This window comes from Stenotrophomonas sp. 2201_Sma, assembly GCF_056486685.1.
Genome location: NZ_CM151329.1, coordinates 157733 through 180809 on the forward strand (window position 1 = coordinate 157733; position 23077 = coordinate 180809).

Consider the following 23077-nt stretch of genomic DNA (forward strand, 5'->3'; position numbering starts at 1 on the left):
CAACCGCCGCGGCTGACGGTGGCCGGCGCTGCTCCGGCTTACGCCACCTGCACGATATGCAGCGCCTTCGGGTTGCGCCACTGCGCCAGCAGCGCAGCTTCCCGCGCCTTGGCGCTCTCCACATGCGCTTCCTTGACGTGGCCGAAGCCGCGGATGTGCTCGGGGATGCTGGCGATCTCCACGGCCAACGCCAGGCGACCGTCATCCAGCCCGTCCAGCAGCAGCTGCACGGTGGCTTCGTAGTCGCCGATCAGCTTGCGCTCCATGCGGCGCTCGGCAGTGCGGCCGAACACATCGAAGGCACCGCCCCGCAGGAACTTCAGCTTCGCCAGCAGGCCGAACGCCTTGAACATCCACGGGCCGTACTCCTTCTTCTGCAGCCGGCCCTGTTCATCCTTCTTCGCGAACAGCGGCGGCGCCAGATGGAAGCGCAGCTGGTAGTCACCCTCGAACTGCTGCTGCAGCCGGCGCTGGAAATCACCGCTGGTGTACAGGCGGGCGACTTCGTATTCGTCCTTGTAGGCCATCAGCTTGAACAGATAGCGGGCCACGGTCTCGGTCAGCGCGGTCGAGCCGCCGATGCGCTCGCGTTCGGCGGCGCGCACGCGTTCGACCACGCCGCGGTAGCGATCGGCGTAGGCGGCGTCCTGGTAGTCGACCAGGAACGCGGCGCGGCGTTCGATCATTTCATCCAGCGAGCGCGACAGGCGCGCGTCGTCCAGCGGCAGGAAGGCAACCTCGCCGCCATGCGAGGGCAGGCCACGCAGTTCGCGTTCGTCGCCGGTGTTGCGTGGCGCAGCGGTGGCACCCCACTCGTTGCCTTCCCATTCGCCCGGTGGCAGCGGATGCAGCGGGCCGGGCGTGGATTCGGTATCGGTATGGCGGTTGCGCACCAGGCCGGCGGCCTCCTGCACGGCCTGCGGATCGATCGCCGCCAGCCGGCCCCACGCGAAGGCCTGCTGGTTCATCGCCACCGCCGCGCCGTTGAGCTCGATGGCACGCATCAGCGATTCGAACGACAGCGGCACCAGGCCCTGCTGCCAGGCGTAGCCGAGGATGAACAGGTTCGCGGCGATCGCATCGCCCAGCAGCGCCGTGGCCAGCTGGGTGGCATCGAGCAGCAGCGGCTCATCGCCTCCCAGCGCCACGCGCACGCCGGCGATGATGTCGGCCGCCGGGAACTGCATGTCGGGACGGGTGGTGAACGTGCCCGGCATCGCTTCGTAGGTGTTGAGCACGACCTGCGAGCGGCCCGCGCGCACCTTCGACAGTGCCCAGTAATCGTTGACCACCACCATGTCGCAGCCCAGTACGAGGTCGGCCTCACCGGCGGCGATGCGCACGGCGTGGATGTCCTCCGGCCGGCGTGCGATGCGGATGTGGGTGGTCACCGCGCCGCCCTTCTGCGCCAGGCCGGTCTGGTCGAGCACCGTGGCGCCCTTGCCCTCCAGGTGGCCGGCCATGCCCAGCAACGCGCCGATGGTGACCACGCCGGTACCGCCCACGCCGGTGATGAGGATGTTCCAGGGCTGCTCCAGGCTGCCGCGCACCGTCGGCGCCGGCAGGTTGTCCAGCAGGGACGATGCATCGCGCCGGCTGCCCTTTCGCGGCTTCCCGCCATGCACCGTGACGAAACTCGGGCAGAAGCCATTCACGCACGAGTAGTCCTTGTTGCAGTTGGACTGGTCGATCTCGCGCTTGCGCCCGAACTCGGTTTCCTTCGGCAGCACCGAGACGCAGAAACTCTTCTTGCCACAATCGCCGCAGCCCTCGCAGACCAGCGAGTTGATCATCACCCGCTTGGCCGGATCTTCCAGCTTGCCGCGCTTGCGGCGCCGCCGCTTCTCGGTGGCGCAGGTCTGTTCGTAGATCAGGATCGAGACCCCCTTCACCTCGCGCAGGCGCTTCTGCACCTCGTCCAGCGCGCTGCGGTCGTGGAACTCGACGTCACTGGGGAAATGCTCGCGCTGGCGGGTCCACTTGGCGATGTCGTCGGACAGCACCACGATGGTGTGGATGCCTTCGGCGCGCATCTGCCGGGCGATATCCGGCACGCTGAGCGGGCCATCCACCGGCTGGCCACCGGTCATCGCCACCGCATCGTTGTAGAGGATCTTGTAGGTGATGTTGACGCCGGCCGCGATCGCCTGGCGGATCGCCAGCGAGCCGCTGTGGAAATAGGTGCCGTCGCCCAGATTCTGGAACACGTGCGGGGTATCGGTGAACGGCGCCTGCCCTGCCCAGGTCACGCCTTCGCCACCCATGTGGGTGAACGTGTCGGTGCTGCGGTCCATCCAGGTCACCATGTAATGGCAACCGATGCCGGCCAACGCACGTGAACCGTCCGGCACCGTGGTGGAGGTGTTGTGCGGGCAGCCCGAGCAGTAGTGCGGTACGCGCGGGAAGCTGGCGCGCGGCAACGCGAGCTCGGCCTCCTTCTGCTGCATCCACTGCAGGCGCTGTTCGATCGACTCGTTGTTGAAGAACCGCTGGATGCGCCGGCCGATCACGCCGGCGATGGTGGCCGGGGTCAGCTCGCCGGTGGACGGCAGGATCCATTCACCGGCTTCGTCGTACTTGCCGACGATGGACGGGCGCGGGCCCCAGCTGGCCGGCCAGTTGAAGAACTGCTCCTTCATCTGCCGCTCGATGAAGGCGCGCTTCTCCTCCACCACGATGATGTCGTCCAGGCCCTGCGCGAAGCGGGCGATGCCTTCCGGCTCCAGCGGCCAGGTCATGCCGACCTTGTAGACGCGGATGCCGATGTCGGCGCAGGCGGCCTCGTCCAGGCCCAGGTACTCCAGTGCCTGCAGCACATCCAGGTAGCTCTTGCCGGTGGTGACGATGCCCAGCCGTGCACGCGGCGCGTCCATCACCACCCGGTCGATGCCGTTGGCGCGGGCGAAGGCCTGCGCGGCCTTCACGGCATAGCGGTGCAGGCGCATCTCCTGGTCCAGCGGCGGGTCCGGCCAACGGATGTTGAGGCCGCCGGCCGGCATCGGGAAGTCGTCCGGCAGCACGATGCGACGCGCCAGCGGATCCACGTCGACCGATGCCGACGATTCCACCGTCTCGGCGATGGTCTTGAAGCCGACCCAGCGCCCGGTATACCGGCTCATCGCCCAGCCGAGCAGGCCCATGTCGAGAATGTCCTGCACGCCCGCCGGATTCAGCACCGGCATCATCGCGCTGACGAATTCATCCTCGCTGCCGTGCGGCAGGGTGGAGCTGCGGCAGGCATGGTCATCGGCCGCCAGCGCCAGCACGCCGCCATGACGGGACGTGCCTGCCGCATTGGCGTGCTTGAAGACGTCGCCGCAGCGGTCCACGCCCGGGCCCTTGCCGTACCACATGCCGAACACGCCCTGTACGTTGGCGCCGGGGAACAGGTTGGTCTGCTGGGTGCCCCAGACCATGGTGGCGCCCAGGTCCTCGTTCAGGCCCGGGGTGAACTTCACCCGCGCGGCCTCCAGGTGCGTGCGGGCGCGCCACAGCTCCAGATCGAAGCCGCCCAGGGGGCTGCCGCGGTAGCCGCTGATGAACCCCGCGCTGTCGATGCCTTCGGCGGCATCCCGCAGCCGCTGCATCAGCGGCAGCCGCACCAGCGCCTGCACCCCGCTCAGGTAGATCCGTCCCTCGTTGCGGGTGTACTTGTGATCGAGCGTGTAATCACGGTCGATCAGGTCGGCGGAAGAGGGCGAGGTGAGTTGCGCGGTACTGGTCATGGCTGGCCCGGTCAGGATCGGCTGGCACCGGCCGCGTGCAGGCACGCGACGGGGAAGGCGCGAATTGTAGCAGTGAGGCCGCGCAGGCCCCGGCACTCGCGCCGGCGGCCATGCTGCGGTTAGGATCGGGAGGAGAGAGAGGGGCTGCGGTCGCAGCCCGGGGGAAGAAGGAATGTCAGTGGCAGTAAAGATCCTGACCGGCATCCTGCTGGTCTCGGGGGCGGCCTCCGCGTGGGCGGCGCCGGTATTGCCGGCGCCACAGGAGTTCTATTTCGACAACGATGCCGCGGCTGCGCCGATGGTGGTCGTGCAGCAGTCGCAGGGCGATGCTCTGGTGGCGCAGCTGCTCAAGCAGCGCGAGCGTGGCCGGCGCGTGGTGGAAGCAACCGTGCAGCTGGCCTCGGTGGCGATCGCGCAGGGCCGTACCGAACTTGGCGAGCAGCTGTACCGCGAAGCATTGAAGGATGCCCCGGTGCAGAGCAGCGTCGGTCGCGGCGTACGCTGGAACTATGGTTGGGACCTGCTGCGGCAGGGGCAGCCGGAGGCCGCGCTGGAGCAGTGGCAGGCCGCCGCCGGCAGTACGCTCAGCAAGCCGAGCTGGTTGCCGCCAAGCTACGCGTTGGCACTGTGGCGCCTGGGGCAGAAGGAGCAGGCAGTCCAGTGGTACGCCGCTGCCGTGCGCACCGAACCGTCGCAGTGGAGCGACAGCAGCCGCTACGCGCAGCTGCTGCCGCAGTGGCGCGAGGACGAGCGCGCGTCGCTGGCCGAAGTACAGCAGGCCTGGGCTGCCGCGCCGCCGGCCTGGCCCTGAGGGCAGGTGTGGTGCCGGGGTGCACCCGGCACCTGCAGAGGGCAACAGCCTGCGCCGCGGGTGGCAGACCGCTCAGTCGTCCGCAGACACCGTGCGACCGGACGCCCACTCGCGCAACGCCGCCACCTGCTCGGCCATCAGCACCGACAAGGGCCGTGTCGCCCGGATCTCGCCCATCAGCGTTTCGGTATCCAGCGGCCGGTTCTCGGCATGGGCCGCATACAGCCCGGCCACGATGGCCTGCTCGATCTCCGCACCGGAGAACCCGTTGGACGCTGCGGCAAGCGCCGGCAGCGCGAAGTCGTCTGCAGTGAGCTGGCGTCGCCCCAGGTGCAGGCGCAGCAGTTCCACCCGCACCTCGGGCGAGGGCAGGTCGACGAAGAAGATCTCGTCGAAGCGTCCCTTGCGCAGCAGCTCCGCGGGCAGCTCATGCACCTGGTTGGCGGTAGCGACGATGAACACCGGCGCCTTGCGTTCGGCCATCCAGGTCAGCAGGTAGCCAAGCACGCGGCGCGATACCCCACCGTCGTCGCCACCACTGGCCAGGCCCTTCTCGATCTCGTCCATCCACAGCACGCAGGGCGCCAGCTGCTCGGCCGAGGCCAGGGCCTGGCGCAGGTTGGACTCGGTCTCGCCGTGGTACTTGTTGTACAGCGCGCCCACGTCCAGGCGAAGCAGCGGTACGCCGAACCCGGCGGCGGTGGCCTTGGCCAGCATCGATTTGCCGCAGCCCTGCACGCCCAGCAACAGCATGCCGCGCGGCGGATCCAGCCCTGCCGGTGCCGAGCCGGCGATGAAGGCGACACGGCGCTGGTTGATCCAGCGCTTGAGCCGGTTGGCGCCGGCCACGTCGCCGAAGCGCGCGCTGTCATGCTCGAAGAACAGGTGGCCGCTGCGGTTGAGCAGCTCGAACTTCAGCCGCGCCAGCTGTGGCAGGTCGTCGTCGCGCAGCGCACCGTCGGCGTAGATGAGCTGCCGGGCGATGCGCCGGGCGTCGACCAAGCTCAGGCCCTGCAGGTTCTTCAGGATCTTCTTCACCGCCTCGCTGTCGACCTCCACGCGGCGGCCACCGTGCTCGCGTGCATAGGCATCGGCCTCTTCGCGCAGCATCTTCAGCAGCGCATTGGCGTCGGGCAGGCGCGGGTTGAAGCGCACCGCCAGGGCTTCCAGCTCGGCCGGCAGTTCGACCTTGGCGCCGATCAGCACCAGCACATGGGGTTCGCTGTGGCGGCGCTGGATCAGGTCGCGCAACGCGCGCTGGTGGCTGGCATAGCCCAGATAGGGATGGAAATCGAGCAGCAGGTACACCCCGCGCTGGTCGGCCTGGCGGATCATCTGCAGCGCCGCGCTGGCATCGGGCGGTCCGACCGGCGCATCCTCGCTGTCCAGATCGATGCGGCGCAGGCCCTCGGTGATCGACCAGCGGTGCAGGGCCCGCCATACATGCATCAGTGTCTGCCGGAACAACTCGACGATGCGGCCCTCGTCCTGGGTCTCCACCACGATCAGGGGGGTATTGGCGCGGATCAGCGCGCTCAGGTCCTGCAGTTCGCTCATGCGGGTTCGATCCTTCGGGGGCGCCACCATAGCAAAGCCGATGCCGACAGGTTCAGCGCGGCTCTACCTCCCGTCACCATCGCCGGTGTACGCTCGGGGCACGTACCCGGAAGCGAGGCTGGCATGAAGACGATCCTGGTGGCCGGTTCCAAGGGCGGGGTGGGCAAGACCACCGTCGCCACCCACCTGGCCGCGTACGCGGCATTGCAGGGCAAGGCCACGGTGATCGCCGATGCCGACCCGCAGGGCTCCAGCACCCGCTGGGCACAGCGCCGCGCCGGCCTGGAAAGCGCGGTGCTGCCGATCGACGTGTACCGGAAGAAGCAATGGGCCCAGAAGCTGCCCGATGGCACCGAGACCGTCATCATCGATGCGCCTGCCGGCGCGTTGGCCGACGATATCCCCCATTTCCTTGATGCCGCTGACGCGGTGGTGGTGCCGGTGCTGCCCTCGGCGCTGGACATCGAAGCCATCGTCGGCTTCCTCAACAGCCTGGCCCAGGTGCCGCGCGTGCACAGCCGCAAGCTGCCGGTGGGGCTGGTTCTCAACCGCACCAAGCCCTGGACCCAGACCTCGCAGCAGGCGCTGCAGATGCTGGCCGAATGGCCGTACCCGGTGGTCGCACAGCTGCGCGACAGCCAGAGCTACGTGGTCATGACCGGCCTGGGCCGCAGCCTGTTCGACTATCGCTCCGCCCAGGTGCGCGAGCACCAGGCCGACTGGGAACCTCTGCTGTCCTGGCTGAAGCTGTGACCGTTCACGCCTGGGCCCTTGCTCCACTCCCCGATTCCATGGATATCCGCGATGCGTGAACTGATCCTGCTGCGCCATGCCCACGCCGAACCGGCCACCCCGGGCCAGGCCGACCTCGACCGGCCCCTGTCGCCGGTCGGGCTTGCCGAAGCCGAAGCCGCCGGCCGCTGGCTGAAGGAGAACAAGCTGCTGCCGGATTGCGTGCTGTGCTCGCCTTCGCGGCGGACCCGCGAAACCCTGGAAGCGGTGATGGCGGCCATCGGCTATGTCGAAAAGCGCCTGGAAGACCGCATCTACGAAGCCACCCCGGGCACCCTGGCGGCACTGGTGGATGAACGCCGCGATCTCGACCGCGTGCTGGTCGTGGGCCACAACCCCGGCCTGGAACGGCTGGTGGCCCTGATGACCGAAGGCAGCAGCAGCGATTACCGCGGCATGCCGCCGGCCGGCATCGCGGTGCTCGGCTTCCCGCGCGAAGCGGCGATCGAGCCGGGCGTGGCCAGCCTGAACGCCTTCTGGTGGCCGTGAGCCGATGAGCCTGCGGTGGCCCGGCCGCTGCCTGTTGCCCCTGCTGCTGGCACTCGCCCCGGCCTGGGCGGGCGTGCCCCAGCCAACCACGTTGCCTCCGGTGCGCGCCGATGGCCCCCGCGTGCTGCTGCTCGACACCCAGCATTCGCGCATCGGCTTCGAAGTACGCACCCGCTTCGGGCAGCGCATCGAGGGGGTGTTCCCGCAGTTCGAGGGGCGCATCGAGGTGCTCTCCGACGGCCGCCACCAAGTGCACCTGAAGATGTTCACCCGTTCGGTGGAGATTCCCGGCAAGGCCCGCTACACCGGCTGGATGCGGGGCGAGGAGTTCTTCGACGCCGGGCGGCACCCCATGGTGGAGTTCGATTCGCTGCCCTACTGGCCCGACACGGTGGCCGAAGGCGGCGACATCGAAGGCCGTCTGACCCTGCGCGGGGTCAGCCATCCTGAATCGCTGCGGGTCGAGAAGGCGCAGTGCGCCCGACCCGGCTATGATTGCGACGTCGTCAGCCGCGGTACCGTGCAACGAGGCCGGTATGGCATGGACAGCTGGCAGCTTGCCTTGAGTGACCGAGTGACCTTCGTATTGCGAGCGCGCCTGAGCGAGGCGCCGAAACCGTGAATCTGCTGCTGCGGGTGCTGGCGCTGGCAACGGTGTTGCTTGGCAGTGGCTGTGCGTCGCTGTCGCACGCCGAGCGCGACCGTGCCGAAGCGATTGCCGTGCAGGCGCGCTCCACCGAGGTCGAGTGCCAGCGTGCCGACCGCTGCGCGCAGGAGTCGCCGCTGCGCGCGCTCGCTGGCCGCGCATTCAGCGAGTCCACCGAAACCCGTCCCCGTCATTACGCCACCCTGCTGGACGAGGGGGAGGGCGCACTGGTCGCGCGCCTGAACCTGTTGCGCAGTGCCACCCGCAGCATCGATCTGCAGACCTATATCTTCGACAAGGACGACAGTGCCCGGCTGGTCATCGATGAACTGCTCGCCGCCTCGAAGCGGGGAGTGAAGGTGCGGCTGCTGATCGACCAGCTCTCGGCCATCTCCGACCTGCAGATTCTCGGCGCCCTGTCCGGCGCCCACGAGAACTTCCAGCTGCGGGTGTACAACCCCACCTTCGGCAAGGCGCGGCTGAACTACTTCGACTATGCCGGCAGCGTGCTGTGCTGTTTCCGCCGCTTCAACCAGCGCATGCACAACAAGCTGCTGGTGATTGATGACGCAATCGGCGTGGTTGGCGGCCGCAACTACCAGGACGACTATTACGACTGGGACCGCGAGTACAACTTCCGCGATCGCGACGTATTGATCGCCGGCCCGGAAGTGCGCGAGATGGCGGCCAACTTCGATGCGTTCTGGCGCGCCCGCCGCAGCGTGCCGGCCGAACGCCTGAACGACGTCGGACGCACGCTGCTGCGCGAGGGCGTGCCGAACCTGCCGCCCGCCACCTTCCGCCGTCCCGAGCGGGTGCAGCGGGTCAGCGCGGAGGCCAACGACATGGACTTCGTCACCCGCTCCTTCGTCGACACCGCGTTGCCGGTGGCGTCGGCGCGCTACGTCGCCGACCTGCCGCGAAAGCATCGGCGCGAAAAGGTCGATGCGCCGCTGGCCAGCCAGCACGTCACCGAGCCACAGCTCGACGCACTGATCGCCAGCGCGCAGCACGAAGTGATCCTGCAGACGCCGTACCTGGTGCTGTCCAAACCCGCGCAGACATTGTTCCGCGATCTGCGCAAGCGTCCGCAGCCGCCGCGCGTGCTGGTGTCCACCAACAGCCTGGCGGCCACCGACAACCCGATCGTCTACGCGCTGTCGTACAAGTACAAGCGGCGCAACATGCGTGAGCTGGGCTTCAACATCTTCGAATACAAGCCGTTCCCGCTCGATGCGCCGGTCGACTACCGCAACCTGCTGCCGGACCCGATCGAGGCGCCGCCGGGCCAGGACAGTGGCGGACGCAATCCGCTGATCGGCGGCAGCGCTGCTGGCAGCAATGCCCGCAGCGGCGGTACGTCCACCGCCACCGACGCCGCCGCCACCACCACGACTGGCGCCGACGAAGCGCCGGCGGTTTTCCGCCCCCGCACCGGCAGCGCCTACGAGAATGCGCGGGCGCGCCGCCGCGCCGCCGGCAGTGAAGTGGAAACGCGTCTGCTGCGCACCGAGACGCGGCCCTCGTTCCTGGGCAGCAAGGCGGTCAACAAGCCGCTGCCTGTGACCCGCAAGGGTGCGCGCATGGGGTTGCACGCGAAGTCGCTGGTGGTCGACCGCCGCATCGGCGTGGTCGGCACCCACAACTTCGATCCGCGCAGCGAGAACTACAACACCGAAGGTGCGGTGATCATCGACGATCCGGTGTTCGCCGAGCAACTGGCGCAGAGCATCCTGCGCGACATCCACCCGCAGAACTCCTGGACGGTCGCGCCACGCGCCAAGCCGCCGGTGCTGTCCGGGCTCAACTACAGCGTCGGCAAGGCCTCCGAGGCCCTGCCGATCCTCGATTTCTGGCCGTGGCGCTACGCCACCGACTACGAGTTCAAGCCGGGTCCGGACTGCCCGCAGCCGCTGCCCCGGCAGAGCCCGGACTTCCACCAGTGCTACGTCGCCGTGGGTGACTTCCCTGAAGTCAACGTCGGACCGAAGTGGCTGCTGGTGCGCATGCTGACCGCGTTCGGCGCCGGCCTCGTCCCCATCCTCTGAAGGTGCCCGCATGACCCAGGTGTTCCGCGAAGCCGTATCCCTCGAGCAGCTCAACGCGCTCAGCCGCAACACGGCCATCGCGTCGCTGGGCATCGTCTTCAGCGCTGCCGGTGAAGACTGGCTGCAGGCCACCATGCCGGTGGACGAGCGCACCCGCCAGCCCTACGGCATCCTGCACGGCGGCGCATCGGTGGTGCTGGCCGAGACCCTGGGCAGCAGCGCGGGCAATCTGTGCGTGGAGGCCGGCAAGCAGATCTGCGTGGGCCTGGAAATCAACGCCAACCACGTGCGCGCGGTGCGTTCGGGCACCGTCACCGGTACCGCACGCGCGCTGCACGTGGGTCGCAGCACGCAGCTGTGGGAGATCCGCATCGAGGACGAGCAGGGCCGGCTGGTGTGCATCTCGCGGCTGACCCTGGCCGTGGTGGCTGCCGGCCACGGCTGAGCCCCTGGCCAGGCCCGCGACAGCGGCGGAACCCAGCGTTCCCCGCCGATTGCCCCGATCAAGCGGATTTATGGCCTGAACCAGCTGGCAGCGATGGCAGCCCTCCGGTATCGTGCGCGGATGACTTCCCCCACTCCGGCCCCCCGCGGCGGCGTGGCGCGTGTGTGCCGTTACCTGTACCGCGTACCGCTGCTGTTGGTCCACATCCTCGTGTTCCTGCCGCTCACCCTGCTGGGCATGCTCGCGCCGTGGGCGAACCTGCGCGTGGGCCAGGACCGTCTCGGTGCCAAAGTAGTGAACGCGTGGCAGGGCGGCCTGATGTGGATCTTCGGTTTCCGCCTGGTGCGCTTCGGCCAGCCGCTGCCCGGCGCGGTGCTGTTCGTCGCCAACCACGTCAGCTGGGTCGACATCAGCATCCTGCACAGCCAGCGCATGATGGGCTTCGTCGCCAAGCGCGAGATCGCCGGCTGGCCGGTGGTCGGCTGGCTGGCCGCGCGCGGCCAGACCATCTTCCACCAGCGTGGCAACACCGAGTCGCTCGGTGGGGTGATGCAGGTGATGGCCGATCGCCTGCGTGAAGGCAGGGCCGTGGGCGTGTTCCCGGAGGGGCGCACCCGCGGGGGCCACGAAGTGGGCCCGTTCCACGCCCGGATCTTCCAGGCGGCAGTCGAGACCGGTGTGCCGGTGCAGCCGGTGGCGCTGGTGTACGGAACGAAGGGCGACGCGCAGACGATCGTGGCCTTCGGCCCGGGCGAGAGTTTCTTCGCCAATTTCCTGCGCCTGCTCGGTGAGCCGGCGCGACGTGCGGAAGTGCACTTCCTGGCACCGATCGGTGCCCAGGACCTGGAAGGCCGTCGGCGCATCGCGGAGACCTCGCGCGCGCGCATCGTGGCGGCCATGAGCGGGGAGTGAGGCCGTGGTGGCCCTGGTCCCGCCACCGCCTGTCGACGCATCCGCGTCGATGCTGACTGCGGCCGATTACCAGCCGCCGCGCTGGCTGCGCAATCCCCACCTGCAGTCGATGCTCAGTTCCAGCCGCATGCGCCTGCAGCGCGGCCTGCTGCTGCTGGCCGCCACCGGCGCAGTCAGCGAGGAAATGATCCTCGATGGTGGCGAGGGCGTGCGCCTGCAGGGCTGGCACAGCCACGTCGAGGGGCGCGAGCCGCGTGGCATCGCACTGCTGCTGCATGGCTGGGAAGGCAGCGCCGAGTCCAGCTACATGCGCATGGCCGCCGCGCGCATGCTCGAGCAGGGCTTCGACGTGGTGCGGCTGAACTTCCGTGACCATGGCAACACCCATCACCTCAACCCCGGCATCTTCCATTCCAACCTGATCGACGAAGTGGTGCATGCCGCGGGCGACGTCGCCCAGCGCTGGCCGCACCTGCCGCTGGTCGCCGCTGGCTACTCGCTGGGAGGCAACTTCGTGCTGCGCCTGGCCCTGCGTGCGCCGGCAGCCGGCGTGCCGCTGCTGCGGGTGGCCTCGGTGTGCCCGGTGCTGGACCCGGCGTTGACCATGGAGAGCATCGAGAACGGCCCGGCGATGTACGACTGGTATTTCCGCCGCAAGTGGACCGTCTCGCTGCGCCGCAAGCGCGACCTGTTCCCCGAGTTGAGTGACTGCGACGATCGCGTGCTGAAGCTGGACATCCGCGCGCTGACCGCATGGCTGGTCGAGCGCCATACCACCTTCGGTTCGCTGCAGGCGTACTTCGACGGCTACTCGATTGCCGGTGATCGCCTGTCCGGGCTGCAGGTGCCGGCCGACATCCTGATGGCACAGGATGATCCGGTGATCCCGTATTCCACATTCCGCGACTGGCAGCTGCCACGCCAGGCGCATCTGGAAACGGCGTGCTGGGGCGGTCACTGCGGTTTCCTGGAAAACTGGCGTGGTGACGGCTTCTCCGAGCGCTGGGTGGCGCAGCGCCTGCGGCGGGTTCTGCAGGCCTGAACCGGGACCGGCGCGCAGGCCGCTACAATGCGGGTTTGCCCTTGAACCGGACCGCCATGCAAGACCAGATCATCCAAGCGTTGCGCCAGAACGAGGCCGGCCAGGCCGTGCAGCTGGCCCAGGCGTGGACCCGTGACGAACCCGGCCTGGCCGCGGCCCACCGCTGGCTGGCGCTTGCGCTGCAGCAGCAGGGCAAGCCCAGCGACGCAATGGACGCCCTGCAGCAGGCGCTGCGGCTGGCCCCCGACGATGCCCAGCTGCATCTGCAGCATGCCGGCCTGCTGTTGGCGCTGCGCGAATACCAGGGCGCCGACGAGGCGCTGCTGCGTACCACCGATCTCAATCCGAACGCCTTTTCCGCCTACCTGATGCAGGCGCACCTGGCGATCGGCCGCAATGACTTCGATGAAGCCCAGCGCCTGTCGACCCTGGCCGCGCGCGTTGAACCGGATCACCCCGATCTGCTGCACATCGACGGCATGATCGCCCTGCGCCGTGACGATCCTGATCGCGCGCTGGTACTGCTGTCGCAGGCCAACCAGGCCCAGCCGAATGATCCGCGCGTGCTGTATGCACTGGGCTTTGCCTATCTGGGCAAGGACATGCTGGCATTCGCCGAGCAGGCCTTCCGCCGCGTGCTGGAGCTCAACCCGTCGCTGTCGTCCCTGCACGGGCTGGTCGTGCAGCTGGCGTTGCGGCAGGGCAATCTCGAGGCCGCCGCCGAGGCCATGCAGGTGGCGCTGCAGCAGCCAGGCATGGACCACGCATCGCTGCGGCGCCTGGCCGGTGAGCTGGCGCTGCGCAGCGGGCAGCCCTTGCAGGCGCTGGAGCACCTGCTGCCGCTGCTGGAATCGCAGCCGGCAGACCGGCAGATGCTGCAGCTGCTGCTGATGTCGTGGCAGCGGCTGGGCCGCGAGGAAGAAGCGCGCGCACGCCTGGATGCGGCGCTGGAAAACAACCCGCAGCTGCATGACCTGTGGCTGGCACGCCTGTCGGTGGAAGAGGTGGGCAGCGATGCGGCGGTTGCCGTGGTCGAGCGCTGGATCGAAGCGATGCCTGGCCATGTGCCCGCCCTGGAGGCGCGTCTGCGGCTGCACGACATGGCGGGTGAGCACGCACAGGCTGAAGGCATCGCAGAACGCATCGTCAGCCTCGAGCCGGGCCGTGTCAGCGCCGAGTCCCGCCTTGTCGAGGGCCTGCTGCAGCGCGACCCCGCTGCTGCCGTCGCCCGCGTGCAGGCGCTGATCGAACAGGCCGCGGAGGGCCATCGCGCTGACCTGCGCACCTGGCTGGGCGAGATCCAGGATCGCGCCGGGCAACCGGATGCCGCCCTGGCAACCTGGCTGGCGCTGCAGGCCGACCAGGCGCCGCAGCGCCTGCCGCTGCCGCCGCAGGCGAAGGCACCGCCGAGCTGGCCGGACAAGGGCAGTGTCGACGAATCCAACACGTCGGCGCCGATTTTCCTGTGGGGCGCACCGGGTTCGGGTGTGGAGCGCGTGGCGACCGGCCTGGCCGCTGCCAGCCCGGTGCTGCGCAGTGATCGCTACACCAGCAACCCGCCGGATGACGCGTTCCAGAACTACCACACGCTGCAGGACCTGGCGTCCGGCGTGCTGACGCCGGAGCGGCTGGTGCAGCGCTGGCGGGAGCAGCTGCCGGCGCGCGGCGTGCAGGGCGACACGATCATCGACTGGCTGCTGTGGTGGGACAACGCGCTGCTGTGGGCGCTGCGCCCGCAGCTGCCGCAGGGCCGCCTGCTGATCGTGCTGCGTGATCCGCGCGACATGCTGCTGGACTGGGTGGCCTATGGCGCTGCCGCGCCGCTGGCGATGACCTCGCTGGCCGAGGCCGGCGAATGGCTGGCGCGTGCGCTGGCCCAGGTCGCGACCCTGAACGAGGAAGATCTGTACCCGCATGTGCTGCTGCGGATCGACCACATCGGCAATGATGCGCAGGCGATGGCCGAGCTGCTGGGACGCCTGTTCGAGCGCCCCATGCCCGTGGCAGCCCAGCTTGGCGTGCCGCGCTTCCCGCCGGGCCACTGGCGCCACTACCGCGACGTGATGAGCGCCGCTTTCGCCCAGCTGACACCGATCGCGGTGCGCCTGGGCTACCCGGAAGAGTGAGGACCGTCCGATGAAACTGAGCAGCCACAGCCTGACCAACGGCGCACCGATCGACCGCGAATTCGCCGCCGGCGACACCGCCGGTTTCGCGCCGGACCGCAATCCCCACCTGGCCTGGAGCGATGTGCCCGAGGGCACCCGCTCGTTCGTGCTGATCTGCGTGGACCCGGATGTGCCGACCGTGCCGGACACCGTCGGCCGCAGCGATATGACGGTGCCACGCGACCAGCCGCGCTGCGACTTCGTGCACTGGGTGATGGCCGACATCCCTCCCAGCGTGCACGAGATCGCCGCGGGCAGCTGCAGCGATGGCTTCGTGGTCAAGGGCAAGGCCGCACCGGCCGGTCCGGCCGGCAGCCGGCAGGGCCTGAACGACTTCACCGGCTGGTTCGCCGGCAATCCGGACATGGCCGGTGATTACCTGGGCTACGACGGCCCGTACCCGCCGTTCAACGACGAGCGGCTGCACCGCTACTTCTTCCGTGTGTTCGCGCTGGACGTGGCCGCGCTGGCGTTGCCGGAGCGCTTCACCGCCGCGGATGTCCATCGCGCCATGCATGGCCATGTGCTGGCCGAGGCGGCGCTGCACGGCACCTACACGTTGAATCCGGCGCTGGCCTGACCGCGCAGCGTGTTTCTGCAGCGCCGGGCAGTACGCCCGGCGGCAATGAAGAAGGGCGGCCCTGCGGCCGCCCTTCTGCATGCTTACTTCTTCTCGACGGCCGACTCGACCACCATGTCCAGCACATACGCCTGCGACGGCGCATCGGCCGGCGGGTTCTTCACCTCGTAGCGCTTCACCCGCACGACGTTGCGCACGCCGTCTTCGTGGGTGTAGCCCTCGATGTTGCCGTAGAAGTTCTCGAACTTGCCCGGCTCGCCCTGCTTGAGGCCCTTGTCGTCATACTTCACCTCGCGGACCTGCAGGCACTGGTAGTCCGGGATCAGCGGGTGCGAGCACTTCTCGGTCCGGGCGGCCACTTCCAGGAACACGGTTTCGCCGGCGCCGCCATAGCGGGTTTCAGCGGTGGGTTCCGGAGCGAAGACCAGCGTGTCGCCCTGTGCGCCGGTCAGGGTCAGCATGCCGGCGGCATCCTGCTCCGCCTTCAGTTCGCCCTGCAGGCGGCTGGATACGGCCTCGTCCAGCGCCATCAGCGACTTGTCCGCGCAGGCCATCATCGTCGAGGCCATCGCGCTGACACTCAGCTTTCCGTCGGCCAGGGTGTAACCGCCACTCATGCGGTTGCAGGTATTGCTGACCGACAGGCGGCCATCGACGAAGTCCAGGGTGACCGGCTTGTCTTCACGGGCGAACAGCGCGTCGATGCGCTTGCCGTCGGCGGCCGTGGCCTTCTGCAGCCGCCAGTGCTGGCTCTGCAGGCGCTGCGCGTCCAGGTGCGCCAGCGTCTGCTGGTCTGCCGCCTTGGTCGCCGCCGGGGCCACGTCGTCGCCGCCGGTTCCGGCCGGGGCCGGGGTCTGGCTGCAGGCGGCCAGCAGGGCCAGCGGGAGGAGCAGGGTGAGCTTGCGGTTCATGGTGATTCTCCTTGGGGAACCGAGGGGGAAACGGGGCGGGGCCGGCAACGGGGTTGCCGTTCCCCGCCGCTGTTCAGGTGCCGGACGGCAACCACAGCAGCAGTGCGGCACCCAGCGCGATGCGGTACAGGGCGAACGCGGTGAAGCGGTGCGATTTGATGTAGCCCAGCAGCCACTTCACTACGATGAAGCCGGTGATGACGGCGGCAACGAACGCCACGCCGACATCGGCCCAGTTCTCGCTGGCCAGTTGTCCCTTCTTGGCCAGCTCGAGGAACGCATAGGCGCTGGCGGCGAACATGGTGGGAATGCCGACCAGGAACACGAACTCGGCGGCGGCTGCGCGACGGCTCAGGCCCAGCAGCATGGCCAGGAAGATGGCCGACGCCGAGCGCGAGGTGCCGGGGAACACGCCGGCCACCACCTGTGCCAGACCGACACCGATCGCCACCGTCCAGGTGACCTGGTCGCGGTCGGGCAAGCGTGCGGTATACAGCTCCACCAGCAGCATCCAGATGCCGCCGATGATCAGCGCCCAGGCGATCGGGCTGACCGTTTCCGGAAGTTCCCAGCCGAGCAGGCGCACCGGCAGCCCGACCACGGCGGTGACCAGGAATGCCGCGCCCAGCTTGAACACGTAGTCGCGGTTCTCGCGCTGTCCCAGGCCGGTGGCCAGACTCCACAGGCGCTGGCGGAACACCAGCACCACGGCCAGGATCGCGCCGGCCTGGATGATGATGTTGAAGAAATCCGAACGTGCGCCCAGCCAATGCTGGGCGATCAGCAGGTGGCCGGTACTGGAGATCGGCAGGAATTCGGTCAAGCCTTCGAGGATGCCCAGCAGCAGGGCGGAGAGCAGGTCGGACATGGACAGTGCGGGCGCGTGCGGCGGAAGAAGGTCGAGAGGATAGACCATCCATGCCGCACCAAAGGGGTGCATCCGCGTGCCTGCGCACCCCTTTGGTGCAGGCTGTGCCGCACTGACTCAGTGCACGCTGTGTGAAATCAAGGACTTGCAGGGCGCAAAAAGTTGGCACGGTCATTGCTGTACCTCAGCAGGCATTCATTCCCATCCGAGGTCGTACCGATGTCCGTGGAAAACGTTGAGAAGCTGATCAAGGACAACCAGATCGAGTTCGTCGATCTGCGCTTTGTCGACATGCGCGGTGTCGAACAGCATGTCACCTTCCCGGTCAGCATCGTCGAAGCGTCGCTGTTCGAAGAAGGCAAGATGTTCGATGGCAGCTCGATCGCCGGCTGGAAGGGCATCAACGAATCGGACATGGTCCTGCTGCCGGATCCGTCCAGCGCCTATGTCGATCCGTTCTACGCCGATCCGACCCTGGTGATCAGCTGCGACATCCTCGATCCGGCCACCATGCAGGCCTACGGCCGCTGCCCGCGCGGCATCGCCAAGCGCGCCGAGGCCTACCTGAAGTCCTCGGGCATCGCCGAATCGGCGTTCTTCGGCCCGGAGCCGGAATTCTTCATCTTCGACTCGGTCCGTTTCGCCAATGAAATGGGCAACACCTTCTTCAAGGTCGACTCGGAAGAAGCCGCCTGGAACAGCGGCGCGAAGTACGATGGCGCCAACAGCGGCTACCGCCCGGGCGTGAAGGGCGGCTACTTCCCGGTGCCGCCGACCGACACCCTGCACGACCTGCGTGCGGAAATGTGCAAGACGCTGGAACAGGTCGGCATCGAAGTGGAAGTGCAGCACCACGAGGTGGCCACCGCCGGCCAGTGCGAGATCGGCACCAAGTTCAGCACCCTGGTGCAGAAGGCCGATGAGCTGCTGCGCATGAAGTACGTCATCAAGAACGTCGCGCACCGCAACGGCAAGACCGTCACCTTCATGCCCAAGCCGATCGTCGGCGACAACGGCAGCGGCATGCACGTGCACCAGTCGCTGTCCAAGGGCGGCGCCAACCTGTTCTCCGGCGACGGTTACGGCGGCCTGAGCCAGCTGGCGCTGTGGTACATCGGCGGCATCTTCAAGCATGCCCGCGCCATCAATGCCTTCGCCAACTCGGGCACCAACAGCTACAAGCGCCTGGTGCCGGGCTTCGAAGCACCGGTGATGCTGGCCTATTCGGCGCGCAACCGTTCGGCGTCGTGCCGCATTCCGTGGGTCTCCAACCCGAAGGCACGCCGCATCGAAATGCGCTTCCCCGATCCGATCCAGTCCGGCTACCTGACCTTCACCGCGCTGATGATGGCCGGCCTGGACGGCATCAAGAACCAGATCGACCCGGGCGCACCGAGCGACAAGGACCTGTACGACCTGCCGCCGGAAGAAGAGAAGCTGATTCCGCAGGTCTGCTCCTCGCTGGACCAGGCGCTGGAAGCGCTGGACAAGGACCGTGAGTTCCTGAAGGCCGGCGGCGTGATGAGCGATGACTTCATCGACGGCTACATCGCCCTGAAGATGCAGGAAGTGACCAAGTTCCGCGCGGCGACCCACCCGCTGGAATACCAGCTGTACTACGCCAGTTGACCGGGCGGCGATGGCGGCGGGCTTCCCCCTCCCACCCGCCGCCATCGCCTCCGATCTTTGCGGCTGGGGAGCCGCAGGGTGGGCTCCGGCCCACCGTGGTAGAGCGGACCGTGGGTCCGTTGATCCAGGGGCAAGAGAGACCGGATACGCGACATGGGCCGCCCTCCCTCCCGCGTCGGTCGTGCAAGGAGAGAGGCACGACCGTCCCGGCCCCGTTCGTGTCCGGTGCAACAGCCACGGCCATCGATGTGATGGCCCGTGGTTGCCTGATGCCATCGCGCGTTGGCGCGCTGGCCCCATCCACCATCGGGACATGCGCATGAAACTGATCTCCGCCATCATCCGACCGTTCAAGCTCGACGAGGTCCGCGAGGCCCTCTCCGATGCTGGCGTGTCGGGCATCACCGTGACCGAAGTGAAAGGCTTCGGCCGCCAGAAGGGCCATACCGAGCTGTACCGCGGCGCAGAGTACGTCGTCGATTTCCTGCCCAAGATCAAGATCGAAACCGTGGTCACCGACGAGCGCGCCGATGCGGTGATCGAGGCGATCCAATCGTCGGCAGGTACCGGCAAGATCGGTGACGGCAAGATCTTCGTCACCGCCGTCGAACAGGTCATCCGCATCCGCACCGGCGAAATCGGTGCAGACGCGCTGTAACCCCCTTCCGGAGACTCCCCCAATGAAGATGCGCCTTCTTACCGGGTGGCAAGCCCGGTTCCATCTCGTGTGCCTGCTGATGCTGCTCAGCGCGCTGGCCGCGGGCGTCTGGCCGGGAAATGCCCACGCCCAGGCCCAGGTGACACCGTTGAGCAGTGAACCGGTAGCGGTCGAGCCGCTGCAGGCACCGGCCGCCGCCGCTCCCGCGGCTGCCGAGGCTGCGGCCCCGGCCTTCGATCACGGCGACGTCGCCTGGATGCTGACCTCCACCCTGCTGGTGCTGTTGATGGTGGTGCCGGGCCTGGCCCTGTTCTACGGCGGCCTGGTGCGTTCGAAGAACGTGCTGTCCGTGCTGAGCCAGATCCTGGTGGTGTTCTCGCTGGTGCTGCTGCTGTGGGTGTCCTACGGCTACAGCGCGGTGTTCAGCGCCGGCAATCCGTTCTTCGGTTCATTCACCGAGTTCGCGTTCCTGAAGGGCTTCACGCCCGACTCGGTGGGCAACACGCCGATCGCGGGCCTGCCGGATTATCTGTTCGTCGCCTTCCAGTCGACTTTCGCCGGCATCACCACCGCGCTGATCGTCGGTGCCTTCGCCGAGCGCATCAAGTTCCGTGCGGTGCTGCTGTTCTCGGCATTGTGGTTCACCTTCAGCTACATCCCGATGGCGCATATCGTCTGGGGCGGTGGCTACCTGGGTGAGCTGGGCGCGATCGACTTCGCTGGCGGTACCGTGGTGCACATCAACGCCGGCGTTGCCGGCCTGGTCGCCGCGTGGTTCGTCGGCAAGCGCCTCGGCTACGGCCAGACCGCGCTGAAGCCGCACAACGTACCGTTCACCTACATCGGCGCGATGCTGCTGTGGGTGGGCTGGTTCGGCTTCAACGCCGGCTCCGCCGCCGCGGCCGATACCGTGGCATCGCTGGCCTTCCTCAACACCGTGCTGGCCACCGCCGCCGCAGTGCTGGGCTGGACGCTGGTGGAAGCCATCGGCAAGGGCAAGCCGTCGGCGCTGGGTGCGGCCTCCGGCGCGGTGGCCGGCCTGGTCGGCATCACGCCCGCGTGCGGCACGGTCGGGCCGCTGGGGGCCATCGTCATTGGTTTCGTCGCCGGCACCGTCTGCGTGTGGGGCGTCACCGGTCTCAAGCGCCTGCTGAAGGTGGATGACACGGCCGACGTGTTCGGCGTGCACGGCGTCGGCGGCATCGTCGGCGCGATCCTCACCGGTGTGTTCAGTGCGCAGTCGCTGGGCGGCACCAAGGCCGATCTGGATATTGGCCACCAGGTGTGGGTGCAGGTGGTCAGCGTCGGCCTGACGGTGGTCTGGTCCGCCGTGGTGACCGCGGTCATCCTGCTGCTGGTGAAGGTGGTGGTCGGCCTGCGCGTGACCGAAGAGGCCGAACGTACCGGCCTGGACGTCACCTCGCACGGCGAATCCGCGTACGAGGCCTGATGCAGGGGCGGGCGGTCCGGAAGGGCCGCCCGCACGCTGTGCAGCCGGGCCATGCCCGGCTGCGTCCGTCAGGGCACCGGCCACGCGCCGCGTGCCCCTCCATGCACGATCCATCCCGATCGCGCACAATCAGGGGCATGCACCCGATCCGCACGTCCCTGCTGCTCTCGGCCTGCCTGCTGCTGGCCGCCTGTGCGTCCGCTCCGCCGGAGCCGCGCAATCCGCTCGCGACCTGGGTGCCCTCGCCGAACCACAACGCGCGGGGTCCGGTCATCATCGTCATCCACCACACCGAACAGGATTCGGTGCAGCAGAGCCTGCGCACGCTGCGCACCGCCAACAGTGGCGGCCGGGTCAGCGCGCATTACCTGATCGGCGCCGACGGCCAGCGCTACCAGCTGGTGAGCGATCAACGTCGTGCCTGGCATGCCGGCACGGGCCGATGGGGCACCATCACCGACCTCAACTCGGCGTCCATCGGCATCGAGCTGGACAACAACGGCCGCACACCCTTCAGCGCGGCGCAGATCGAATCGTTGATCGTGCTGCTGCGCGACCTCACCGCGCGCCTGGACATTCCGCCGCGGCAGGTCATCGGCCACGCCGACCTGGCGCCGACGCGCAAGCAGGATCCCAGCCGTTTCTTCCCGTGGCAGCAGCTGGCAGAGGCCGGCTTCGGCGTGTGGCCGCGTGCCAGCGATGGCCCCGCACCGGAAGGCTTCGATGCCTGGAATGCGCTGGCCCGCTTCGGTTACCCGCTGGAGGATCGGGACGCGGCGGTGGCTGCTTTCCACCGTCGATTCCGTGGCAGCGATGATCTGCCGAAGACGCTGGATGCGGAAGACGCGCGCATCCTGTACTCGCTGCTGCTGCAGACGCCGTGACCGGCAGCGCCGGGTCGGAATGCCGGTAGCGCCGGGCCATGCCCGGCGAGCGCACAGCGCGGGATCCGCTTTCCGCCGGCCATGGGCCCGCACTACACCTGCATGAGGTTGCCGGGCCAGCACCCGCCCCACTACATTGCGACCATGATCACTGTTAAGTCGTTGCCGCGCGCGCTGCTCCTCCTGCTCGGTGCAGCCCTGCTCGCCGCGTGTTCCACCACCGGCACCCGCCCAGGCGCACCTGCCGCTGCCACGCCCGCTGCGGCCACCTACGCCAGGGTTGAATGGAATGCGCTGCCACCGGTCTCGGACAGCGACCTGCAGGCCGGCTTCGTCGCCTGGCGCAGCAGCTGCACCCGCCTGAAGAACGATGCGGTCTGGGCCAGACCCTGCGCCACAGCCGCTGCGGTTTCAGACAAGGACCCGGCCGCCATCCGCCAGTTCCTGCAGCGTGATCTGGACGTGTATGCGCTGCGTGCGGGTGGCCAGCAGGCCGAAGGCCTGATCACCGGCTACTACGAGCCGATCTATCCCGGCAGCCTCAGCCGCACGGACACGGCAACAGTGCCGGTCTATGGCACCCCCGATGATCTGATCGTGGTGCAGCTGGACAGCGTCTACCCCGAACTGAAGGGCAAGCGCCTGCGCGGCCGCCTGGACGGCAAGGTACTCAAGCCCTATGACGACGCAGGCACCATCGCCGGCAAGGGTGCCAAGGCGCCGGTACTGGCCTGGCTGACCGATCCGATGGACCTGCAGCTGCTGCAGATCCAGGGCTCGGGCCGGGTGCGCCTGGCCGATGGCACGCAGGTGCGGCTGGCCTACGCCGAGCAGAACGGCCATCCCTATCGCGCCATCGGCCGCTGGCTGGTGGAGCAGGGCGAGCTGCGCAAGGAAGACGTCACCATGGACGCCATCCGCACGTGGGCGAAGGCCAATCCCGCGCGTGTTCCGGAGCTGCTGCGCAGCAATCCCAGCTACGTGTTCTTCGTGCGCAGCGCCGACAGCCCGGAAGGCCCGCGCGGTTCGTTGAACGTACCGCTGACTGCCGGCTACAGCGTTGCCGTGGATCGCACCGTGGTACCGCTGGGCAGCCTGCTGTGGCTGTCGACCACCCGTCCGGACGGTACGCCGCTGGTACGCCCGGTGGCCGCGCAGGACACCGGTGGCGCCATTGCCGGCGAAGTCCGCGCCGACCTGTACTGGGGCACCGGTGATGCCGCTGGGAAGCTGGCCGGCGACATGAAGCAGCAGGGCAGCCTGTGGATGCTGTGGCCGGAGGGTGTGGCATTGCCGGCCCGCTGACCGCTGACCGCTGACCGCTGACCGCTGACCGCTGACCGGGCCGCGGCGATGCCCGCGCGAGGTAGCGGTCGCGGGCCATGGGGATTTGCGGACGAACGGTTAAATTTTAAGGACTTTACGTAGCAAATAGTCCTGGAAAGGGGCGCAAAGTGGACCT

At 68.3% G+C, this 23077-nt stretch carries 19 protein-coding genes; 15 read left to right on the forward strand and 4 right to left on the reverse strand.

Features of this window, described 5'->3' with window-relative positions; translation table 11 throughout:
- Positions 1 to 38: 38 nt before the first annotated feature.
- Positions 39 to 3725 carry an indolepyruvate ferredoxin oxidoreductase family protein gene (locus ACZLIF_RS00640; RefSeq protein ID WP_128990203.1) on the reverse strand — a complete coding sequence of 1229 codons (3687 nt, stop codon included), beginning with the start codon at positions 3723 to 3725 and terminating at the stop codon, positions 39 to 41.
- A 172-nt stretch (positions 3726 to 3897) separates the two neighbouring features.
- Between ACZLIF_RS00640 and ACZLIF_RS00645 the strand changes: the two genes are divergently transcribed.
- A complete protein-coding gene (locus ACZLIF_RS00645; RefSeq protein WP_065182080.1) occupies positions 3898 to 4536 on the forward strand; it encodes a tetratricopeptide repeat protein in 639 nt (212 codons plus the stop codon).
- Positions 4537 to 4608: 72 nt separating this feature from the next.
- Here ACZLIF_RS00645 and ACZLIF_RS00650 read toward each other — a convergent pair whose 3' ends face one another.
- Entirely contained in the window at positions 4609 to 6093 is a 1485-nt protein-coding gene (locus ACZLIF_RS00650) for an AAA family ATPase (protein ID WP_065182079.1), read from the reverse strand.
- A 123-nt stretch (positions 6094 to 6216) separates the two neighbouring features.
- Between ACZLIF_RS00650 and ACZLIF_RS00655 the strand changes: the two genes are divergently transcribed.
- The 9 genes from ACZLIF_RS00655 (at position 6217) to ACZLIF_RS00695 (ending at position 15215) form a co-directional block, all read left to right on the forward strand.
- Positions 6217 to 6846: a ParA family protein gene (locus ACZLIF_RS00655; RefSeq protein ID WP_053519980.1), complete on the forward strand. Its 630-nt coding sequence runs from the start codon at positions 6217 to 6219 to the stop codon at positions 6844 to 6846.
- 51 nt (positions 6847 to 6897) lie between these two features.
- Positions 6898 to 7374: a SixA phosphatase family protein gene (locus tag ACZLIF_RS00660; RefSeq protein ID WP_053519979.1), complete on the forward strand. Its 477-nt coding sequence runs from the start codon at positions 6898 to 6900 to the stop codon at positions 7372 to 7374.
- 4 nt (positions 7375 to 7378) lie between these two features.
- Positions 7379 to 7996 (forward strand): YceI family protein, encoded by a 618-nt coding sequence (locus ACZLIF_RS00665; RefSeq protein ID WP_065174131.1) that lies wholly within the window; start codon positions 7379 to 7381, stop codon positions 7994 to 7996.
- Positions 7993 to 10068 (forward strand): phospholipase D family protein, encoded by a 2076-nt coding sequence (locus tag ACZLIF_RS00670; RefSeq protein WP_478462256.1) that lies wholly within the window; start codon positions 7993 to 7995, stop codon positions 10066 to 10068. The genes ACZLIF_RS00665 and ACZLIF_RS00670 overlap by 4 nt, the downstream gene beginning before the upstream one ends.
- Positions 10069 to 10078: 10 nt before the next feature.
- On the forward strand, positions 10079 to 10513 hold the full coding sequence (locus ACZLIF_RS00675; protein WP_053519976.1) for a hotdog fold thioesterase: 435 nt from the start codon (positions 10079 to 10081) through the stop codon (positions 10511 to 10513).
- A gap of 120 nt (positions 10514 to 10633) precedes the next feature.
- Positions 10634 to 11425: a lysophospholipid acyltransferase family protein gene (locus ACZLIF_RS00680; RefSeq protein ID WP_128990207.1), complete on the forward strand. Its 792-nt coding sequence runs from the start codon at positions 10634 to 10636 to the stop codon at positions 11423 to 11425.
- Between the two features lie 7 nt (positions 11426 to 11432).
- Positions 11433 to 12467 (forward strand): YheT family hydrolase, encoded by a 1035-nt coding sequence (locus ACZLIF_RS00685; RefSeq protein ID WP_080375346.1) that lies wholly within the window; start codon positions 11433 to 11435, stop codon positions 12465 to 12467.
- Positions 12468 to 12523: 56 nt separating this feature from the next.
- Entirely contained in the window at positions 12524 to 14593 is a 2070-nt protein-coding gene (locus ACZLIF_RS00690; RefSeq protein ID WP_128990209.1) for a tetratricopeptide repeat protein, read from the forward strand.
- A 10-nt stretch (positions 14594 to 14603) separates the two neighbouring features.
- Entirely contained in the window at positions 14604 to 15215 is a 612-nt protein-coding gene (locus tag ACZLIF_RS00695; protein WP_128990210.1) for a YbhB/YbcL family Raf kinase inhibitor-like protein, read from the forward strand.
- Positions 15216 to 15298: 83 nt separating this feature from the next.
- Here ACZLIF_RS00695 and ACZLIF_RS00700 read toward each other — a convergent pair whose 3' ends face one another.
- Both ACZLIF_RS00700 and ACZLIF_RS00705 read right to left on the reverse strand, forming a co-directional pair.
- Positions 15299 to 16126, reverse strand: coding sequence for an META and DUF4377 domain-containing protein (locus ACZLIF_RS00700; protein ID WP_128990212.1), 828 nt, complete (start codon positions 16124 to 16126; stop codon positions 15299 to 15301).
- A gap of 73 nt (positions 16127 to 16199) precedes the next feature.
- Positions 16200 to 16994, reverse strand: a complete 795-nt coding sequence (locus tag ACZLIF_RS00705; RefSeq protein WP_053520271.1) for an undecaprenyl-diphosphate phosphatase — start codon at positions 16992 to 16994, stop codon at positions 16200 to 16202.
- A gap of 219 nt (positions 16995 to 17213) precedes the next feature.
- On the opposite strand from ACZLIF_RS00705, the gene glnA reads away from it, so the two are divergent.
- From glnA to mltA, 5 genes are all read left to right on the forward strand, one after another.
- Entirely contained in the window at positions 17214 to 18623 is a 1410-nt protein-coding gene (gene glnA, locus ACZLIF_RS00710) for a type I glutamate--ammonia ligase (RefSeq protein WP_053520266.1), read from the forward strand.
- A gap of 319 nt (positions 18624 to 18942) precedes the next feature.
- Positions 18943 to 19281 (forward strand): P-II family nitrogen regulator, encoded by a 339-nt coding sequence (locus ACZLIF_RS00715; RefSeq protein WP_004134334.1) that lies wholly within the window; start codon positions 18943 to 18945, stop codon positions 19279 to 19281.
- A 22-nt stretch (positions 19282 to 19303) separates the two neighbouring features.
- On the forward strand, positions 19304 to 20731 hold the full coding sequence (amt, locus tag ACZLIF_RS00720) for an ammonium transporter (protein ID WP_053520267.1): 1428 nt from the start codon (positions 19304 to 19306) through the stop codon (positions 20729 to 20731).
- A gap of 137 nt (positions 20732 to 20868) precedes the next feature.
- Positions 20869 to 21615 (forward strand): N-acetylmuramoyl-L-alanine amidase, encoded by a 747-nt coding sequence (locus ACZLIF_RS00725; RefSeq protein ID WP_128990214.1) that lies wholly within the window; start codon positions 20869 to 20871, stop codon positions 21613 to 21615.
- Between the two features lie 144 nt (positions 21616 to 21759).
- The gene (gene mltA / locus ACZLIF_RS00730; protein WP_128990216.1) at positions 21760 to 22920 is read left to right on the forward strand and encodes a murein transglycosylase A; all 1161 of its coding nucleotides are present in this window, start codon (positions 21760 to 21762) and stop codon (positions 22918 to 22920) included.
- Positions 22921 to 23077: the final 157 nt, after the last annotated feature.

Excerpts from the sequence above, each read along its gene's own strand:
- ACZLIF_RS00640 (WP_128990203.1), bottom strand. The coding sequence starts at position 3,725 with ATGACCAGTACCGCGCAACTCACCTCGCCCTCTTCCGCCGACCTGATC.
- ACZLIF_RS00645 (WP_065182080.1), top strand. The coding sequence starts at position 3,898 with ATGTCAGTGGCAGTAAAGATCCTGACCGGCATCCTGCTGGTCTCGGGG.
- ACZLIF_RS00650 (WP_065182079.1), bottom strand. The coding sequence starts at position 6,093 with ATGAGCGAACTGCAGGACCTGAGCGCGCTGATCCGCGCCAATACCCCC.
- ACZLIF_RS00655 (WP_053519980.1), top strand. The coding sequence starts at position 6,217 with ATGAAGACGATCCTGGTGGCCGGTTCCAAGGGCGGGGTGGGCAAGACC.
- ACZLIF_RS00660 (WP_053519979.1), top strand. The coding sequence starts at position 6,898 with ATGCGTGAACTGATCCTGCTGCGCCATGCCCACGCCGAACCGGCCACC.
- ACZLIF_RS00665 (WP_065174131.1), top strand. The coding sequence starts at position 7,379 with ATGAGCCTGCGGTGGCCCGGCCGCTGCCTGTTGCCCCTGCTGCTGGCA.
- ACZLIF_RS00675 (WP_053519976.1), top strand. The coding sequence starts at position 10,079 with ATGACCCAGGTGTTCCGCGAAGCCGTATCCCTCGAGCAGCTCAACGCG.
- ACZLIF_RS00680 (WP_128990207.1), top strand. The coding sequence starts at position 10,634 with ATGACTTCCCCCACTCCGGCCCCCCGCGGCGGCGTGGCGCGTGTGTGC.
- ACZLIF_RS00690 (WP_128990209.1), top strand. The coding sequence starts at position 12,524 with ATGCAAGACCAGATCATCCAAGCGTTGCGCCAGAACGAGGCCGGCCAG.
- ACZLIF_RS00695 (WP_128990210.1), top strand. The coding sequence starts at position 14,604 with ATGAAACTGAGCAGCCACAGCCTGACCAACGGCGCACCGATCGACCGC.
- ACZLIF_RS00700 (WP_128990212.1), bottom strand. The coding sequence starts at position 16,126 with ATGAACCGCAAGCTCACCCTGCTCCTCCCGCTGGCCCTGCTGGCCGCC.
- ACZLIF_RS00705 (WP_053520271.1), bottom strand. The coding sequence starts at position 16,994 with ATGTCCGACCTGCTCTCCGCCCTGCTGCTGGGCATCCTCGAAGGCTTG.
- glnA (WP_053520266.1), top strand. The coding sequence starts at position 17,214 with ATGTCCGTGGAAAACGTTGAGAAGCTGATCAAGGACAACCAGATCGAG.
- ACZLIF_RS00715 (WP_004134334.1), top strand. The coding sequence starts at position 18,943 with ATGAAACTGATCTCCGCCATCATCCGACCGTTCAAGCTCGACGAGGTC.
- amt (WP_053520267.1), top strand. The coding sequence starts at position 19,304 with ATGAAGATGCGCCTTCTTACCGGGTGGCAAGCCCGGTTCCATCTCGTG.
- ACZLIF_RS00725 (WP_128990214.1), top strand. The coding sequence starts at position 20,869 with ATGCACCCGATCCGCACGTCCCTGCTGCTCTCGGCCTGCCTGCTGCTG.
- mltA (WP_128990216.1), top strand. The coding sequence starts at position 21,760 with ATGATCACTGTTAAGTCGTTGCCGCGCGCGCTGCTCCTCCTGCTCGGT.